Source organism: Enterobacter cloacae complex sp. (assembly GCF_900322725.1).
In the GTDB taxonomy this organism is placed as follows: Bacteria; Pseudomonadota; Gammaproteobacteria; order Enterobacterales; family Enterobacteriaceae; genus Enterobacter; species Enterobacter quasihormaechei.
In genome coordinates this window covers 151,025-167,455 of the sequence record NZ_LT991958.1, presented here as the reverse complement: position 1 = coordinate 167,455, position 16,431 = coordinate 151,025, and the positions used below count along the sequence as shown (strand labels likewise).

At 54.7% G+C, this 16,431-nt stretch carries 13 protein-coding genes and 2 pseudogenes; 9 read left to right on the top strand and 6 right to left on the bottom strand.

The genetic code is table 11. From position 1 onward, the window contains the following. Nucleotides 1–118: 118 nt before the first annotated feature. Complete coding sequence (locus tag DBR02_RS24500) at nucleotides 119–553, bottom strand: hypothetical protein (RefSeq protein ID WP_000723070.1); 435 nt, start codon at nucleotides 551–553, stop codon at nucleotides 119–121. A gap of 216 nt (nucleotides 554–769) precedes the next feature. After that, complete coding sequence (gene pcoS, locus DBR02_RS24495) at nucleotides 770–2,116, bottom strand: copper resistance membrane spanning protein PcoS (protein ID WP_107535690.1); 1,347 nt, start codon at nucleotides 2,114–2,116, stop codon at nucleotides 770–772. A gap of 38 nt (nucleotides 2,117–2,154) precedes the next feature. Between pcoS and DBR02_RS24490 the strand changes: the two genes are divergently transcribed. Together DBR02_RS24490 and DBR02_RS24485 are read left to right on the top strand one after the other, a co-directional pair. Beyond that, complete coding sequence (locus tag DBR02_RS24490) at nucleotides 2,155–3,123, top strand: IS5-like element IS903B family transposase (RefSeq protein ID WP_000654804.1); 969 nt, start codon at nucleotides 2,155–2,157, stop codon at nucleotides 3,121–3,123. A gap of 188 nt (nucleotides 3,124–3,311) precedes the next feature. Further along, the gene (locus DBR02_RS24485; RefSeq protein WP_044704969.1) at nucleotides 3,312–4,934 is read left to right on the top strand and encodes an MCR-9 family phosphoethanolamine--lipid A transferase; all 1,623 of its coding nucleotides are present in this window, start codon (nucleotides 3,312–3,314) and stop codon (nucleotides 4,932–4,934) included. A gap of 10 nt (nucleotides 4,935–4,944) precedes the next feature. Here DBR02_RS24485 and DBR02_RS24480 read toward each other — a convergent pair. Beyond that, a protein-coding gene (locus DBR02_RS24480) for an IS1-like element IS1B family transposase (RefSeq protein WP_095033700.1) occupies nucleotides 4,945–5,642 on the bottom strand; the annotation gives its coding sequence in 2 pieces (ribosomal slippage) (nucleotides 4,945–5,393 and nucleotides 5,393–5,642; 699 coding nt in all). A gap of 55 nt (nucleotides 5,643–5,697) precedes the next feature. Next, nucleotides 5,698–5,874 (bottom strand): annotated as a pseudogene (locus DBR02_RS24470) (PAS domain S-box protein); the annotation flags it as partial. A 309-nt stretch (nucleotides 5,875–6,183) separates the two neighbouring features. On the opposite strand from DBR02_RS24470, the gene DBR02_RS24465 reads away from it, so the two are divergent. The 5 genes and pseudogenes from DBR02_RS24465 (at nucleotide 6,184) to istB (ending at nucleotide 12,445) form a co-directional block, all read left to right on the top strand. Next, entirely contained in the window at nucleotides 6,184–6,744 is a 561-nt protein-coding gene (locus DBR02_RS24465; protein ID WP_001161490.1) for a recombinase family protein, read from the top strand. A gap of 3 nt (nucleotides 6,745–6,747) precedes the next feature. Beyond that, nucleotides 6,748–9,714, top strand: a complete 2,967-nt coding sequence (locus DBR02_RS24460; protein WP_001138014.1) for a Tn3-like element TnAs1 family transposase — start codon at nucleotides 6,748–6,750, stop codon at nucleotides 9,712–9,714. A 33-nt stretch (nucleotides 9,715–9,747) separates the two neighbouring features. Beyond that, nucleotides 9,748–10,050 (top strand): annotated as a pseudogene (locus DBR02_RS24450) (IS6-like element IS26 family transposase); the annotation flags it as partial. A gap of 159 nt (nucleotides 10,051–10,209) precedes the next feature. Next, nucleotides 10,210–11,718: an IS21-like element ISCfr8 family transposase gene (gene istA, locus DBR02_RS24445; RefSeq protein WP_077249983.1), complete on the top strand. Its 1,509-nt coding sequence runs from the start codon at nucleotides 10,210–10,212 to the stop codon at nucleotides 11,716–11,718. Next, on the top strand, nucleotides 11,705–12,445 hold the full coding sequence (gene istB, locus DBR02_RS24440) for an IS21-like element helper ATPase IstB (RefSeq protein ID WP_012695455.1): 741 nt from the start codon (nucleotides 11,705–11,707) through the stop codon (nucleotides 12,443–12,445). The genes istA and istB overlap by 14 nt, the downstream gene beginning before the upstream one ends. 227 nt (nucleotides 12,446–12,672) lie before the next feature. Here the strand turns inward: istB and DBR02_RS24435 are convergent, their stop codons facing one another. Continuing rightward, nucleotides 12,673–13,227 carry an aminoglycoside N-acetyltransferase AAC(6')-Ib3 gene (locus DBR02_RS24435; protein WP_032488579.1) on the bottom strand — a complete coding sequence of 185 codons (555 nt, stop codon included), beginning with the start codon at nucleotides 13,225–13,227 and terminating at the stop codon, nucleotides 12,673–12,675. A 176-nt stretch (nucleotides 13,228–13,403) separates the two neighbouring features. Between DBR02_RS24435 and intI1 the strand changes: the two genes are divergently transcribed. Both intI1 and DBR02_RS24420 read left to right on the top strand, forming a co-directional pair. Next, entirely contained in the window at nucleotides 13,404–14,417 is a 1,014-nt protein-coding gene (gene intI1 / locus DBR02_RS24430) for a class 1 integron integrase IntI1 (RefSeq protein WP_000845054.1), read from the top strand. Between the two features lie 392 nt (nucleotides 14,418–14,809). Further along, on the top strand, nucleotides 14,810–15,379 hold the full coding sequence (locus DBR02_RS24420) for a recombinase family protein (protein ID WP_001749988.1): 570 nt from the start codon (nucleotides 14,810–14,812) through the stop codon (nucleotides 15,377–15,379). 311 nt (nucleotides 15,380–15,690) lie between these two features. Here DBR02_RS24420 and DBR02_RS24415 read toward each other — a convergent pair whose 3' ends face one another. Next, nucleotides 15,691–16,395: an IS6-like element IS26 family transposase gene (locus DBR02_RS24415; RefSeq protein WP_001067855.1), complete on the bottom strand. Its 705-nt coding sequence runs from the start codon at nucleotides 16,393–16,395 to the stop codon at nucleotides 15,691–15,693. Nucleotides 16,396–16,431 lie beyond the last annotated feature (36 nt).

Sequence of the window (16,431 nt, the reverse complement as noted above, 5' to 3'; positions counted from 1 at the left end):
TTAAATCCATTCCCATAAGACTCAATGATAAATGAAAGAATAAAAAAAACGCTCCCGGACGGGAGCGTAAGCCAGTGACTTCGGCGTCAAATGAGGGTCTAACAAGTGGAGCTGCGGGTTAATTCTGGGTGATCTGGCTGCGATGCTTTTCAGCCTGCTGCTGATGAATAACGGAAGACTGACCATTATTCGCCTTCTCGTGCACAACAGCGGCTTTTTCATGCTCGTTCATTTCTGAAAATGACGTTGCTGATTCGTTGGTGGCCCCTGGTTTGCCTTTCATCATTTTTTTATGCATCTCCGCCATGTCCTGGTGGGCAGAAGCGTTGCCGTTTTGCATCATTTCATGGGACATTGCAGCCTGATCGTGTCCGCTCATATCCATCATTGTCATACTGTCTCCCTGAACAGCGCTTTTTTCAGAGGTTGACTGCATCTGATGGGCGGGTGCCTGGGCATTATTTACCTGGTCATGCATGTTCATTGTCTCTGCAGCCATGGCGGATGAAGCGACAGCCATAATGGCAACAAATGATACAAGGATCTTTTTCATGGTTGGGTCTCCGGTGTTTTCATACCCAAACAATCAACGGCTTATAACAGAGAAAGCATTTGATCTCAGGGCGGGTTATTCATCACTCCAGGAACCAGGCGATTGCGTTATCACTCTGTCCTGATTTATGTATGATTATAAAAAACCGCCTCTGTTTATCGCGTGACTGAATGATGACAATTTTGTCACCTTCCAGGTTTCTCCTGAAGAACGGGATTAATCCATTAACAGACGCACACTGAACACAATTTCCCGCCCCTGCTGTTCTGCTGACAGCTCGCCGCCGTGAGCATGAATGATCGACCTTGTAATTGATAATCCCAGCCCCGCGCCTTCCGTGTTGTAGAACCTTGATGAGTCTGCGCGATAGAACCGGTCAAACAAACGTTCCAGATTAGCGGGAACCTGGCCGGACATCGTATTCGTAATCATCACGTTCACACAGTCACTGTCACGCTCAAGGTGTATCGCTGTACAGGTGTTATCGGGAGAATACTTGATTGCATTGGAAAGCAGGTTACTGAAAGCACGTCGCAGCATATCGCTGTCTCCGGCAACAACGCCCTCTCCTTCAACGGTGATTGTCTTTCCTGTTTCGTCTGCCAGAGGCTCGAACAGCTCACGTAATTCATTCAGTTCGGCGGCCAGATCCACATCATGTTTATCCAGCTGCAGCAGACCATGCTCTGAACGTGCCAGAAAAAGCATATCACTGGTCATTCGTGACAACCTTTTCAGTTCTTCCAGGTTAGCGAATAAAATTTCGCGGTAATGCGAAACATCCCTTTCCTTAGCCAGTGCAAACTGCGTCTGCATCATCAGATTACTGACTGGCGTGCGCAGCTCATGCGCGATGTCAGACGAGAAATCTGACAGTTTCCGGAATGACCCCTCCAGGCGATCGAACATGTTATTGAACTCCTGCATGGTCTCAGAAATTTCCGGCGGAGCCAAATCGGGATTAAGACGCTGATCCAGGCTGTGTACGGTCATGGAGGAAGCCAGACTGGTCATTTCCCGTAGCGGTTTCAGACCAATACGTGTGGTCAGCCAGCCCAGAAAAACAGAAATAAAGACCAGACCGATATTGAACCAGAACAGCCAGGTACTGAGCTTATCCATAAACAGGGTGTGATACCCAGTATCCGTGGCAACCGTAATGATGACATGTTTGCTTTTACCCTGTTCCGGCGTCACGGCAACCCGCCGCGAGATACTGCGGTACACGGTGTTATTTTCTTCCGTCTGGATCATATAGTCGAGAATATCACCCGACTTATTAAGCAGGACCGCTGGAACAACAGAATTTTTGGCATAGAGTTCAACAATTTTTTCATTTTCCATGTTTTTTATAGAAATGAATAAACCATTGTGCCCTACCATCGCATCGTTTATTTTTTCTGATAATGACTTAATATCCGTTTTGTTCCGGAACGTCTCTGTTTTAAGAAACTCTTCGGTGAGCTGAAGTTTACCTGTCAGAAAATCGCGGTCCTGATTATCGAAATAGCCATTAAGGGTGCTAATCAGGATAAAACTTGATAACCACCATACCGTAAGCATCACCGCGGCTTTGTTGAATAAATCGAACTTTTGCTGAGTTGAAGGATCAGATCACGCATCTTCCCGACAACGCAGACCGTTCCGTGGCAAAGCAAAAGTTCAAAATCACCAACTGGCCCACCTACAATAAAGCCCTCATCAACCGTGGCTCCATAACTTTCTGGCTGGATGATGAAGCTATTCAGGCCTGGTATGAGTCAGCAACACCTTCTTCACGAGGCAGACCTCAGCGCTATTCTGACCTTGCCATCACGACTGTGCTGGTCATTAAACGCGTATTCAGGCTGACCCTGCGCGCTGCGCAGGGCTTTATTGATTCCATTTTTTCTCTGATGAACGTTCCGCTACGCTGCCCGGATTACAGCTGTGTCAGCAGGCGGGCAAAGTCGGTTAATGTCAGTTTCAAAACGCCCACCCGGGGTGAAATCGCACACCTGGTAATTGATTCCACCGGGCTGAAGGTCTTCGGTGAAGGCGAGTGGAAAGTCAAAAAGCATGGCCAGGAACGCCGCCGTATCTGGCGTAAGCTGCATCTCGCCGTTGACAGTAAAACACATGAAATCATCTGCGCTGACCTGTCGCTGAACAACGTTACGGACTCAGAGGCCTTCCCCGGGTTAATCCGGCAAACCCACCGGAAAATCAGGTCAGCCGCCGCCGATGGCGCTTACGATACCCGGCTATGTCACGATGAACTGCGGCGTAAGAAAATCAGCGCGCTTATCCCTCCCCGAAAAGGTGCGGGTTACTGGCCCGGTGAATATGCAGACCGTAACCGTGCAGTGGCTAATCAGCGAATGACCGGGAGTAATGCGCGGTGGAAATGGACAACAGATTACAATCGTCGCTCGATAGCGGAAACGGCGATGTACCGGGTAAAACAGCTGTTCGGGGGTTCACTGACGCTGCGTGACTACGATGGTCAGGTTGCGGAGGCTATGGCCCTGGTACGAGCGCTGAACAAAATGACGAAAGCAGGTATGCCTGAAAGCGTGCGTATTGCCTGAAAACACAACCCGCTACGGGGGAGACTTACCCGAAATCTGATTTATTCAACAAAGCCTCGTTAAGGTTAACCTAAGATTTCAGAATGATAATCTCTGCTTTGCAGCGAATAAGGCAATCATAATATTAGATTGAATTGTTGTAATTATCATCAATGTTTTTACTGGTTTACTATTTTCCGGAGGTGTTAATGCCTGTACTTTTCAGGGTGAAAGTTATTCCGCTGGTTTTACTTCTGGCAATGATCTTTGCGTTTTTACTTAACTGGCCAATATTGCTGCATTTTTACGAGATTTTGTCGCATTTAGAGCATGTCAAAATTGGTTTTGTCATTTCTATTCCCTTTGTTCTGGTTGCGGCGCTTAACGTTGTTTTTATGCCTTTCTCAGTTCGTTTTCTGCTGAAACCTTTCTTTGCTTTACTGTTTATCACTGGCTCACTGGTCAGTTATTCGACACTAAAATATAAAGTAATGTTTGATCAAACGATGATTCAAAACATTATTGAAACTAACCCCCAGGAAGCGCATTCCTATCTTAATGGCTCAATTATTATATGGTTCGTCTTTACCGGTATCCTTCCTGCCATCCTCCTTTTTTCAATAAAAATTCAATATCCTGAAAAATGGTATAAAGGCATTGCTTACCGTTTGCTCTCCGTGCTGGCATCGTTGAGTTTGATTGCAGGTGTTGCCGCACTTTATTATCAGGATTATGCCTCTGTCGGCCGCAATAACTCGACATTGAATAAAGAGATCATCCCGGCGAACTACGCTTACAGCACTTTCCAGTATGTTAAGGATACGTACTTTACGACTAAAGTGCCTTTCCAGACGCTGGGGAATGATGCTAAACGCGTCGTCGCTCACGAAAAACCCACGCTGATGTTCCTGGTGATTGGCGAAACGGCACGCAGCCAGAATTTCTCGATGAACGGTTATTCGCGTGATACCAATGCCTTTACCAGCAAATCCGGCGGCGTTATTTCGTTTAAAAATATGCATTCCTGCGGTACCGCTACCGCAATATCCGTTCCGTGCATGTTCTCGAATATGAATCGCACCGAGTACGACAGTAAAAAAGCATCTAACAGTGAAAATTTCCTCGACATCGTGCAGAAAACCGGTGTCTCGCTGTTATGGAAAGAGAACGATGGCGGTTGTAAAGGCGTATGTAGCCGCATCCCGACTGTCGAAATTAAGCCTAGTGATAACCCGAAACTGTGCGATGGCAAAACGTGCCATGACGAGGTGATGCTGGAAAACCTTGATGATGAAATCGCCAAAATGCCAGGTGATAAGCTTGTCGCCTTCCATATCATTGGCAGCCATGGACCGACTTATTACCTGCGTTATCCGGCTGAGCATCGCCACTTCATGCCCGAATGTGCACGTAGCGATATCGAAAACTGTACTCAGGAACAATTGGTCAACACCTACGACAACACCCTTCGTTATACAGACTATGTATTAGCTGAGATGATTGAAAAGCTAAAAAATTACAGCGATCAGTACAACACCGTGCTGCTTTATGTGTCCGATCATGGTGAATCATTGGGCGAAAGCGGGCTATATCTGCACGGCACGCCGTACAAACTGGCACCGGATCAGCAGACGCATATTCCGATGCAGGTCTGGATGTCACCGGGCTTTATCGCCGGGAAACACATCAACATGTCTTGCCTTGAAAATAATGCGGCGAAAAAATCATATTCCCACGACAACCTGTTCTCATCGATTTTGGGGCTGTGGGACGTAAGCACCAGCGTCTATAATCCTGACCGCGATTTGTTCCGCGAATGCCGTGGCTGGTAATGACTCCAACTTATTGATAGTGTTTTATGTTCAGATAATGCCCGATGACTTTGTCATGCAGCTCCACCGATTTTGAGAACGACAGCGACTTCCGTCCCAGCCGTGCCAGGTGCTGCCTCAGATTCAGGTTATGCCGCTCAATTCGCTGCGTATATCGCTTGCTGATTACGTGCAGCTTTCCCTTCAGGCGGGATTCATACAGCGGCCAGCCATCCGTCATCCATATCACCACGTCAAAGGGTGACAGCAGGCTCATAAGACGCCCCAGCGTCGCCATAGTGCGTTCACCGAATACGTGCGCAACAACCGTCTTCCGGAGCCTGTCATACGCGTAAAACAGCCAGCGCTGGCGCGATTTAGCCCCGACGTATCCCCACTGTTCGTCCATTTCCGCGCAGACGATGACGTCACTGCCCGGCTGTATGCGCGAGGTTACCGACTGCGGCCTGAGTTTTTTAAATGGCGGAAAATCGTGTTGAGGCCAACGCCCATAATGCGGGCGGTTGCCCGGCATCCAACGCCATTCATGGCCATATCAATGATTTTCTGGTGCGTACCGGGTTGAGAAGCGGTGTAAGTGAACTGCAGTTGCCATGTTTTACGGCAGTGAGAGCAGAGATAGCGCTGATGTCCGGCAGTGCTTTTGCCGTTACGCACCACCCCGTCAGTAGCTGAACAGGAGGGACAGCTGATAGAAACAGAAGCCACTGGAGCACCTCAAAAACACCATCATACACTAAATCAGTAAGTTGGCAGCATCACCTGGGTGTCTTACGATGTTGTGAGGCTGGCCTAATAGTTCTTCCTCAGTGAAACCACTGATTTTAATGAAGTCAGGATTAACGTACGTGATATGGCTTTGAGGGGAGGTAGTCGAAAGAATATTGGCATCTTTTGGGAGTTCTAAGTTTCGACCCGTCACTGGTAAATTCTGGCGCATAAGAACCTCAAGGGTTGGCTGTTTTATTTTATTGTTTTCGGCATTAAGCCCAATTTCTTGAGCGTTACGATAAAGCTAGCATGGAAACGATAGGTGCAAGCAAGTTAAGGGTTGCATCGCGCATGTCAATCTAGGCTATACCCTAACTTGATGTCAGGCAGGGCCGCGCCGCTTCGTCAGAATAGAGTCTGCTTTCCCATTTTTTGACACATGCCCGCGAAGGTTATAGATTTCAGCCTGACAGAAATGGGCTTTGAGGCACAACGGAACAGAAAGTGCACTTAAGCCGCCTTCAACCAAGGAGACATCGTGCAGGGGCACCGCATCGGCTACGTCCGGGTCAGCAGCTTTGACCAGAACCCGGAACGCCAGCTGGAACAAACCCAGGTGAGCAAGGTGTTCACCGACAAGGCATCGGGCAAGGACACCCAGCGCCCCCAGCTCGAAGCGCTGCTGAGCTTCGTCCGCGAAGGCGATACAGTGGTGGTGCACAGCATGGATCGGCTGGCCCGCAACCTCGATGACCTGCGTCGCTTGGTACAGAAGCTGACTCAGCGCGGCGTGCGCATCGAGTTCCTGAAGGAGGGCCTGGTGTTCACTGGCGAGGACTCGCCGATGGCCAACCTGATGCTGTCGGTGATGGGGGCCTTCGCTGAGTTCGAGCGCGCCCTGATCCGCGAGCGGCAGCGTGAGGGCATCGCCTTGGCCAAGCAGCGTGGCGCGTACCGGGGCCGCAAGAAAGCCCTGTCCGATGAGCAGGCTGCTACCCTGCGGCAGCGAGCGACGGCCGGCGAGCCCAAGGCGCAGCTTGCCCGCGAGTTCAACATCAGCCGGGAAACCCTCTACCAGTACCTCCGCACGGACGACTGACACATGCCGCGTCGCTTGATCCTCTCGGCCACGGAGCGGGACACCCTGCTTGCGCTGCCGGAAAGCCAGGATGACCTGATCCGCTACTACACCTTCAACGACTCCGACCTGTCGCTGATCCGCCAGCGACGCGGCGACGCCAACCGCCTCGGCTTCGCCGTGCAGCTCTGCCTGCTGCGCTACCCCGGTTACGCGCTGGGAACCGACAGCGAGCTGCCCGAGCCGGTCATCCTGTGGGTGGCGAAGCAAGTCCAGGCCGAGCCGGCGAGCTGGGCAAAGTACGGCGAGCGCGACGTGACCCGTCGCGAGCATGCCCAGGAACTGCGCACCTACCTGCAACTGGCCCCGTTCGGCCTGTCCGACTTCCGCGCCCTGGTGCGCGAGCTAACCGAGCTGGCCCAGCAGACCGACAAAGGCTTGCTGCTGGCCGGTCAGGCCCTGGAGAGCCTACGGCAGAAACGACGCATCCTGCCGGCGCTGAGCGTGATTGACCGGGCCTGCTCGGAAGCCATTGCGCGAGCCAATCGGCGGGTCTACCGCGCCCTGGTCGAACCACTCACGGACTCGCATCGGGCCAAGCTGGACGAGCTGTTGAAGCTCAAGGCCGGCAGCAGCATCACCTGGTTGACCTGGCTGCGCCAGGCACCGCTGAAACCCAACTCTCGGCACATGCTGGAACACATCGAGCGGCTGAAGACATTTCAGTTGGTGGACTTGCCCGAAGGCCTGGGCCGGCACATCCACCAGAACCGCCTGCTCAAGCTGGCCCGCGAGGGTGGGCAGATGACGCCCAAAGACCTCGGTAAGTTCGAGCCGCAGCGCCGCTACGCGACCCTGGCCGCCGTGGTGCTGGAGAGCACCGCGACCGTGATCGATGAGCTGGTCGATCTGCATGACCGCATCCTGGTCAAGCTGTTCAGCGGCGCGAAGCACAAGCATCAGCAGCAGTTCCAGAAGCAGGGCAAGGCGATCAACGACAAGGTGCGCCTGTACTCCAGGATCGGCCAGGCGCTGCTGGAAGCGAAGGAAAGCGGCAGCGACCCCTATGCCGCCATCGAGGCGGTGATTCCCTGGGACGAGTTCACCGAGAGCGTCAGCGAGGCCGAGCTGCTGGCCCGGCCGGAAGGCTTCGACCACCTGCACCTGGTCGGCGAGAACTTCGCCACCCTGCGCCGTTACACGCCGGCCTTGCTGGAGGTGCTGGAACTGCGCGCCGCGCCGGCCGCGCAAGGCGTGCTGGCAGCCGTGCAGACCCTGCGTGAGATGAACGCCGACAACCTGCGCAAGGTGCCGGCCGATGCACCCACGGCCTTCATCAAGCCGCGCTGGAAGCCGCTGGTGATCACCCCGGAAGGCCTCGACCGGAAATTCTACGAAATCTGCGCCCTGTCCGAGCTGAAGAACGCCCTGCGCTCCGGCGACATCTGGGTCAAGGGCTCGCGGCAGTTCCGCGACTTCGACGACTACCTGCTGCCGGCCGAGAAGTTCGCCGCACTCAAGCGCGAGCAGGCCCTGCCCCTGGCGATCAACCCGAACAGCGACCAGTACCTGGAAGAGCGTTTGCAGCTGCTGGACGAGCAGTTGGCCACCGTCACCCGCCTGGCCAAGGACAACGAGCTGCCCGATGCCATCCTCACCGAGTCAGGGCTGAAAATCACCCCGCTGGATGCGGCGGTGCCGGATCGGGCGCAGGCGCTGATCGACCAAACCAGCCAGTTACTGCCGCGCATCAAGATCACCGAACTGCTGATGGACGTGGACGACTGGACGGGCTTCAGCCGCCACTTCACCCACTTGAAGGACGGGGCCGAGGCCAAAGACAGGACGTTGCTGCTGTCCGCAATCCTCGGTGATGCGATCAACCTCGGGCTGACCAAGATGGCCGAGTCGAGCCCCGGCCTGACCTACGCCAAGCTGTCCTGGCTGCAAGCCTGGCACATCCGCGACGAAACCTATTCGGCGGCCTTGGCCGAGCTGGTCAACCACCAGTATCGCCACGCCTTTGCCGCCCACTGGGGCGACGGCACGACCTCATCCTCCGATGGCCAGCGCTTCCGCGCGGGTGGCCGGGGCGAGAGCACCGGGCACGTCAACCCGAAGTACGGTAGCGAGCCGGGACGGCTGTTCTATACCCATATCTCCGACCAGTACGCGCCGTTCAGCACCCGCGTGGTGAATGTCGGCGTCCGCGATTCCACCTATGTGCTCGACGGCCTGCTGTACCACGAGTCCGACCTGCGGATCGAGGAGCACTACACCGACACGGCCGGCTTCACCGATCACGTCTTTGCCCTGATGCACCTGCTAGGCTTCCGCTTCGCGCCGCGCATCCGCGACCTCGGCGAAACCAAGCTGTACGTGCCGCAGGGCGTGCAAGCCTACCCGACGTTGCGCCCGCTGATCGGCGGCACCCTGAACATCAAGCACGTGCGTGCCCACTGGGACGACATCCTGCGCCTGGCCAGCTCGATCAAGCAGGGCACCGTCACCGCCTCGCTGATGCTGCGCAAGCTCGGCAGCTACCCGCGCCAGAACGGACTGGCCGTGGCCCTGCGCGAGCTGGGCCGGATCGAGCGCACGCTGTTCATCCTGGACTGGCTGCAAAGTGTTGAACTGCGCCGCCGCGTGCATGCCGGCCTGAACAAAGGTGAGGCGCGCAACTCGCTGGCCAGGGCGGTGTTCTTCAACCGCCTTGGGGAAATCAGGGACCGGAGCTTCGAGCAGCAGCGCTACCGGGCCAGCGGCCTCAACCTGGTGACGGCGGCTATCGTGCTGTGGAACACGGTGTACCTGGAACGCGCCACCCAGGGGTTGGTCGAGGCCGGCAAGCCGGTGGACGGCGAGCTGCTGCAATTCCTGTCGCCGCTGGGCTGGGAGCACATCAACCTAACCGGCGATTACGTCTGGCGGCAGAGCCGCAGACTGGAAGACGGGAAGTTTCGGCCCTTACGGATGCCCGGAAAACCTTAGCGTACGATTTTTTCCGAATTCTGCGGGCTCCCCATCAACACGGATAAAGCGCCCGCCTATGGTCGCGCGCTTGCTCTGCTCAAACGCGAAGGCCGGTGCCCGTCTGACGTTGAACACCGACAGATTAAGTACCGGAACAACGTGATTGAATGCGATCATGGCAAACTGAAACGGATAATCGGCGCCACGCTGGGATTTAAATCCATGAAGACGGCTTACGCCACCATCAAAGGTATTGAGGTGATGCGTGCACTACGCAAAGGCCAGGCCTCAGCATTTTATTATGGTGATCCCCTGGGCGAAATGCGCCTGGTAAGCAGAGTTTTTGAAATGTAAGGCCTTTGAATAAGACAAAAGGCTGCCTCATCGCTAACTTTGCAACAGTGCCCTGGCCATTAATTTTGACCCACCCCAAGGTGGCCAACCGGCCAGAAATGCAGATAGGGTTCCCAGCCTTTTGGCAGGCCGGGAACCGTTCTGATGATGAGGTGGAACGTGATACACAAAATAAAATCATTACATGACGATGGCAAAGGACTTTCCATTCGGGCCATCAGCCGGGAGCTGGGCATCTCGCGCAACAGCGTGCGCAAGTATCTGCGTCAGGATGAAACAACCACTGCCCGCAAGCTGGATAACCCTGTCCGCAGCAAACAGCTCGACACCTACCGGGGATACCTGATCAGCTTGCTGGCCAGCTTTCCCGGGCTCAGTGCAGTCAAGATTGCCCGCAAGCTCAAGGAGAAACTGGGTGAGCTGCCGACCTCCGAGCGCAGTATTCGTCGTTACGTCAGCGCGCTGAAGGAAGAGGTTGCAACCGGTCAGCACCGATATTACGAGCCGGTGGTTGATGAGGTGCCGGGTGTGCAGTGCCAGGTTGACCCGGGCGAGCTGCGTAACGTGCTGATTGGTGGCGTGGAAACAGTGGTGCACTTTGTTGTGTTTGTGCTGGCGTACTCGCGGCTGATGTATGTGGGCCTGTCGTTTAAGCCGCTGGATACCCGGCAGTTCATCCAGCTGCATGACGAAGCGCTGCGCTACTTTGGCGGCATGCCTGAAGAGCTGGTGTACGACCAGACCAAGCTGGTGGTGATTGAGGAGAAATACCGGGAGCTGACCCTCAACGAGCGTTTTCATCAGTACGCCACCACAGCCGGCTTTCGTATCCATGCTTGCGAAGGCTATGACCCCGAGAGCAAGGGCAAGGTTGAAGCGGGCGTCAAATACGTCAAGCAGGACTGCTTTTACGGCGAGACCTTCCGTGATGAGCAGCACCTGCGCGAGCATGTGCATCACTGGCTGGACAAGGTCGCCAATGTGCGGGCACACGGCACCACAGGTGAGGCACCTCAGCTGCGTTTTGAACGTGACGAACAGGCTCTGCTCAAGCCCTACCTGTCACCCTCTTGCGTCACATCTGAAGCCCGTGAGACCCGCAAGGCGGATAAGACCGGACTGATCTCCTGGAAGGCCAACAAGTACTCTGTGCCCATGGCCTGGCAGCAAAGCCGTGTCGGTGTGCTGGAAGACGACAGCCAGCTGCATGTGATTGATCTACAAACTGGCGAAGTGATTGCCCAGCATGCGTTGGCGGGCGGCAAAGGTCAGATTATCAAAAACACCCACCACTACCGTGACCATGCCCAGCGCCGGCAGCAGCTGGAGCAGGACATTCAAGTACTGGTGGGCGACGAGGCACTCAGCCTGGCCTTGTGTGATCAGTTGCGGAGATCCTTGCCCAAGGTCTATAAGGATCAACTGTTCGCAGTACGCAACCTGCTGAGTAAGCACGCACCTGTTGAACGGGACATGCTGTTGAACCTGAGCCAGAAGCCGGGCCTGACCGCCCGACAGATCGAAGCGTATCTGGTGGCCACCCAGCTGGCCAGCCGGCGTGAGCGTCTGCCTGAGCCCGTGCCAGAGGCTCCGTCAGAGCTGGACTTGAGTGCATACCGACAGCTTGGCCGCTCGACTGGCCAGGAGGTGACCCATGGGCATGCTTGAACAGACTGCCGCCCAGTACCGTAGCCTGCGCATGACCTCCATCGCCGCAGAGCTCGCCCAGTTACTGGCCGAGGCCGAAGCCAGTGAAATGTCGTTCCTGAGCTTTGCACAGCGACTGGCTGAATACGAACTCCAGCAGCGTCAGGCCAACCGGGTACAGCGCAATTACAAGACGGCAGGCTTTCCTGCGCACAAGCATCTGGAGGGCTTTGACTATCGCCACCAGACCACCATCAGCAAGCGCCAGATCAACAGCCTGCTGGACTTCCGGTTCATCGACGAGCGCAACAACGTGATCTTCATCGGCCCGCCAGGCGTGGGCAAGACCCACCTGGCCATCGGGATTGGCCACAAGGCCGTCGAGGCCGGATACCGGGTATTGTTTCGCACCGCGCTGGAGTTGGTGGAAGAACTGGAGCTGGCAGAAATGAAGGGCGAGCTGAAAAAGAAAATCAGCCAGCTGAGCAAGGTCGACCTCTTGATCATCGATGAGCTGGGCTACCTGCCCATGACCCGGCAGGCCCGCTACAACCTGTTCCAGCTGATCAACAGTCTGTACGAATACCGGTCTATCATCCTGACCACCAACAAGGACTTCACCTGCTGGGGCGAGTTCTTCCACGACGACAACGTGGCAGTACCGATCATCGACCGAATCATCCATCACTCACACATCTTTATGCTGGGAGGAGAGAGCTATCGGCTGAAACAGAAAACAACGGGTTAAACGTGCAAGGGTGGGTCAATTTTATTGGCCAAAGGTGGGTCAAAATTAATGGCCATTGACAAATGGCAAGAAGCACAGGCTCCAAATGTGACTTTATGACGTCGACGACTATCCGCACCTGAGCGGATACCTCTGCGGGGACGGTGTGGTTCATGCATGACGCCTAACGTTTGACATGAGGGGCGGCCAAGGGCGCCAGCCCTTGGACGTCCCCCTCGATGGAAGGGTTAGGCATCACTGCGTGTTCGCTCGAATGCCTGGCGTGTTTGAACCATGTACACGGCTGGACCATCTGGGGTGGTTACGGTACCTTGCCTCTCAAACCCCGCTTTCTCGTAGCATCGGATCGCTCGCAAGTTGCTCGGCGACGGGTCCGTTTGGATCTTGGTGACCTCGGGATCATTGAACAGCAACTCAACCAGAGCTCGAACCAGCTTGGTTCCCAAGCCTTTGCCCAGTTGTGATGCATTCGCCAGTAACTGGTCTATTCCGCGTACTCCTGGATCGGTTTCTTCTTCCCACCATCCGTCCCCGCTTCCAAGAGCAACGTACGACTGGGCATACCCAATCGGCTCTCCATTCAGCATTGCAATGTATGGAGTGACGGACTCTTGCGCTAAAACGCTTGGCAAGTACTGTTCCTGTACGTCAGCAAGTGTCGGGCGTGCTTCTTCTCCGCCCCACCACTCGACGATATGAGATCGATTTAGCCACTCATAGAGCATCGCAAGGTCATGCTCAGTCATGAGGCGCAGTGTGACGGAATCGTTGCTGTTGGTCACGATGCTGTACTTTGTGATGCCTAACTTTGTTTTAGGGCGACTGCCCTGCTGCGTAACATCGTTGCTGCGTAACATCGTTGCTGCTCCATAACATCAAACATCGACCCACGGCGTAACGCGCTTGCTGCTTGGATGCCCGAGGCATAGACTGTACAAAAAAACAGTCATAACAAGCCATGAAAACCGCCACTGCGCCGTTACCACCGCTGCGTTCGGTCAAGGTTCTGGACCAGTTGCGTGAGCGCATACGCTACTTGCATTACAGTTTACGAACCGAACAGGCTTATGTCAACTGGGTTCGTGCCTTCATCCGTTTCCACGGTGTGCGTCACCCGGCAACCTTGGGCAGCAGCGAAGTCGAGGCATTTCTGTCCTGGCTGGCGAACGAGCGCAAGGTTTCGGTCTCCACGCATCGTCAGGCATTGGCGGCCTTGCTGTTCTTCTACGGCAAGGTGCTGTGCACGGATCTGCCCTGGCTTCAGGAGATCGGAAGACCTCGGCCGTCGCGGCGCTTGCCGGTGGTGCTGACCCCGGATGAAGTGGTTCGCATCCTCGGTTTTCTGGAAGGCGAGCATCGTTTGTTCGCCCAGCTTCTGTATGGAACGGGCATGCGGATCAGTGAGGGTTTGCAACTGCGGGTCAAGGATCTGGATTTCGATCACGGCACGATCATCGTGCGGGAGGGCAAGGGCTCCAAGGATCGGGCCTTGATGTTACCCGAGAGCTTGGCACCCAGCCTGCGCGAGCAGCTGTCGCGTGCACGGGCATGGTGGCTGAAGGACCAGGCCGAGGGCCGCAGCGGCGTTGCGCTTCCCGACGCCCTTGAGCGGAAGTATCCGCGCGCCGGGCATTCCTGGCCGTGGTTCTGGGTTTTTGCGCAGCACACGCATTCGACCGATCCACGGAGCGGTGTCGTGCGTCGCCATCACATGTATGACCAGACCTTTCAGCGCGCCTTCAAACGTGCCGTAGAACAAGCAGGCATCACGAAGCCCGCCACACCGCACACCCTCCGCCACTCGTTCGCGACGGCCTTGCTCCGCAGCGGTTACGACATTCGAACCGTGCAGGATCTGCTCGGCCATTCCGACGTCTCTACGACGATGATTTACACGCATGTGCTGAAAGTTGGCGGTGCCGGAGTGCGCTCACCGCTTGATGCGCTGCCGCCCCTCACTAGTGAGAGGTAGGGCAGCGCAAGTCAATCCTGGCGGATTCACTACCCCTGCGCGAAGGCCATCGGTGCCGCATCGAACGGCCGGTTGCGGAAAGTCCTCCCTGCGTCCGCTGATGGCCGGCAGCAGCCCGTCGTTGCCTGATGGATCCAACCCCTCCGCTGCTATAGTGCAGTCGGCTTCTGACGTTCAGTGCAGCCGTCTTCTGAAAACGACAAACAGCCAGAAAGGCTGTTACAGGCGATTTGATCTGCAACCTATTGGTTAAATTAATGTATCAAAAACGATGGTTTTTGTGACAGTCTTGAAAAGTCCTGACTTCTCCCGAAAAATGACTCCCCTCATGTAACAAAACTCGTTACTATATCAACATAACAATAACCCCATAACTAATTAGCGTGAAAAGAATGAAAATCGGCTATGCACGTAAATCTACGCATCTTCAGGATGTGGCGCACCAGGTTGACGAACTAACAAAAGCTGGATGTGAGCAAATCTATCAGGATCAGACCTCACGTAGCGGCCCCAAGCGCGACAAAAAAGGTGCGCCGGAACTGGAGAACTGCCTGAAAGCATTGCGCGAGGGAGATACCCTAGTAGTTTGGGCACTAGATCGGCTCGGCGGTTCATTGGGTCAAGTCATTACTTTACTCGACGACCTGAAGAAACGCGGAATAACTTTCATAGCCATCAAGGACAGAATAGACACAAATGCGCCAGTTATAGGGGAAATCTATACGCATCTGATGGCGATATTCTCTAGCTTTGAACGCAACCGCAATATTGAAAGAACGCGCTCAGGCCTTGCAGCTGCACGCGCAAGGGGCCGTGTGGGAGGGAGAAAACCGTCACTTTCTGAAGAAGATGTTAAACAAATTAGAATCTTACTTGCTGATCCTGAAATGACAGTTGGTGCAGTTGCTAAGCGCTTCAACGTTTCTCGCATGACTATTTATCGCTACACCACAAAATCATGAATGACCGCAGCATGGCGGTTTTATTTTCTTATGCCCGTCAGGGCATGGAAGGCGTCCGCGCCGGACTTAACCGGCCACCGGCCGCAAATCGCCGGAAACCGCAACGCTGACCGGATCGCCCGGCCCAGCCCCCTCCCTGTGTATTCGCATGTATCTGATCCCCCATTCGCAAATCAGTTGATCACTCACTCGCAAATTACTTGATCACCTCCAGCAGGAAGTTTGCATCACTTCAGGGAGCGAATAATTGTATCTCAGGGGCACTGTTGCAAAGTTAGCGATGAGGCAGCCTTTTGTCTTATTCAAAGGCCTTACATTTCAAAAACTCTGCTTACCAGGCGCATTTCGCCCAGGGGATCACCATAATAAAATGCTGAGGCCTGGCCTTTGCGTAGTGCACGCATCACCTCAATACCTTTGATGGTGGCGTAAGCCGTCTTCATGGATTTAAATCCCAGCGTGGCGCCGATTATCCGTTTCAGTTTGCCATGATCGCATTCAATCACGTTGTTCCGGTACTTAATCTGTCGGTGTTCAACGTCAGACGGGCACCGGCCTTCGCGTTTGAGCAGAGCAAGCGCGCGACCATAGGCGGGCGCTTTATCCGTGTTGATGAATCGCGGGATCTGCCACTTCTTCACGTTGTTGAGGATTTTACCCAGAAACCGGTATGCAGCTTTGCTGTTACGACGGGAGGAGAGATAAAAATCGACAGTGCGGCCCCGGCTGTCGACGGCCCGGTACAGATACGCCCAGCGGCCATTGACCTTCACGTAGGTTTCATCCATGTGCCACGGGCAAAGATCGGAAGGGTTACGCCAGTACCAGCGCAGCCGTTTTTCCATTTCAGGCGCATAACGCTGAACCCAGCGGTAAATCGTGGAGTGATCGACATTCACTCCGCGTTCAGCCAGCATCTCCTGCAGCTCACGGTAACTGATGCCGTATTTGCAGTACCAGCGTACGGCCCACAGAATGATGTCACGCTGAAAATGCCGGCCTTTGAATGGGTTCATGTACAGCTCCATCAGCAAAAGGGGATGATAAGTTTA

What these genes read in the sequence shown, in the direction of transcription:
- DBR02_RS24500 (WP_000723070.1), bottom strand. Translation starts at nt 553, where the DNA reads ATGAAAAAGATCCTTGTATCATTTGTTGCCATTATGGCTGTCGCTTCA.
- pcoS (WP_107535690.1), bottom strand. Translation starts at nt 2,116, where the DNA reads ATGCTTACGGTATGGTGGTTATCAAGTTTTATCCTGATTAGCACCCTT.
- DBR02_RS24485 (WP_044704969.1), top strand. Translation starts at nt 3,312, where the DNA reads ATGCCTGTACTTTTCAGGGTGAAAGTTATTCCGCTGGTTTTACTTCTG.
- DBR02_RS24460 (WP_001138014.1), top strand. Translation starts at nt 6,748, where the DNA reads ATGCCGCGTCGCTTGATCCTCTCGGCCACGGAGCGGGACACCCTGCTT.
- istB (WP_012695455.1), top strand. Translation starts at nt 11,705, where the DNA reads ATGGGCATGCTTGAACAGACTGCCGCCCAGTACCGTAGCCTGCGCATG.
- intI1 (WP_000845054.1), top strand. Translation starts at nt 13,404, where the DNA reads ATGAAAACCGCCACTGCGCCGTTACCACCGCTGCGTTCGGTCAAGGTT.
- DBR02_RS24420 (WP_001749988.1), top strand. Translation starts at nt 14,810, where the DNA reads ATGAAAATCGGCTATGCACGTAAATCTACGCATCTTCAGGATGTGGCG.
- DBR02_RS24415 (WP_001067855.1), bottom strand. Translation starts at nt 16,395, where the DNA reads ATGAACCCATTCAAAGGCCGGCATTTTCAGCGTGACATCATTCTGTGG.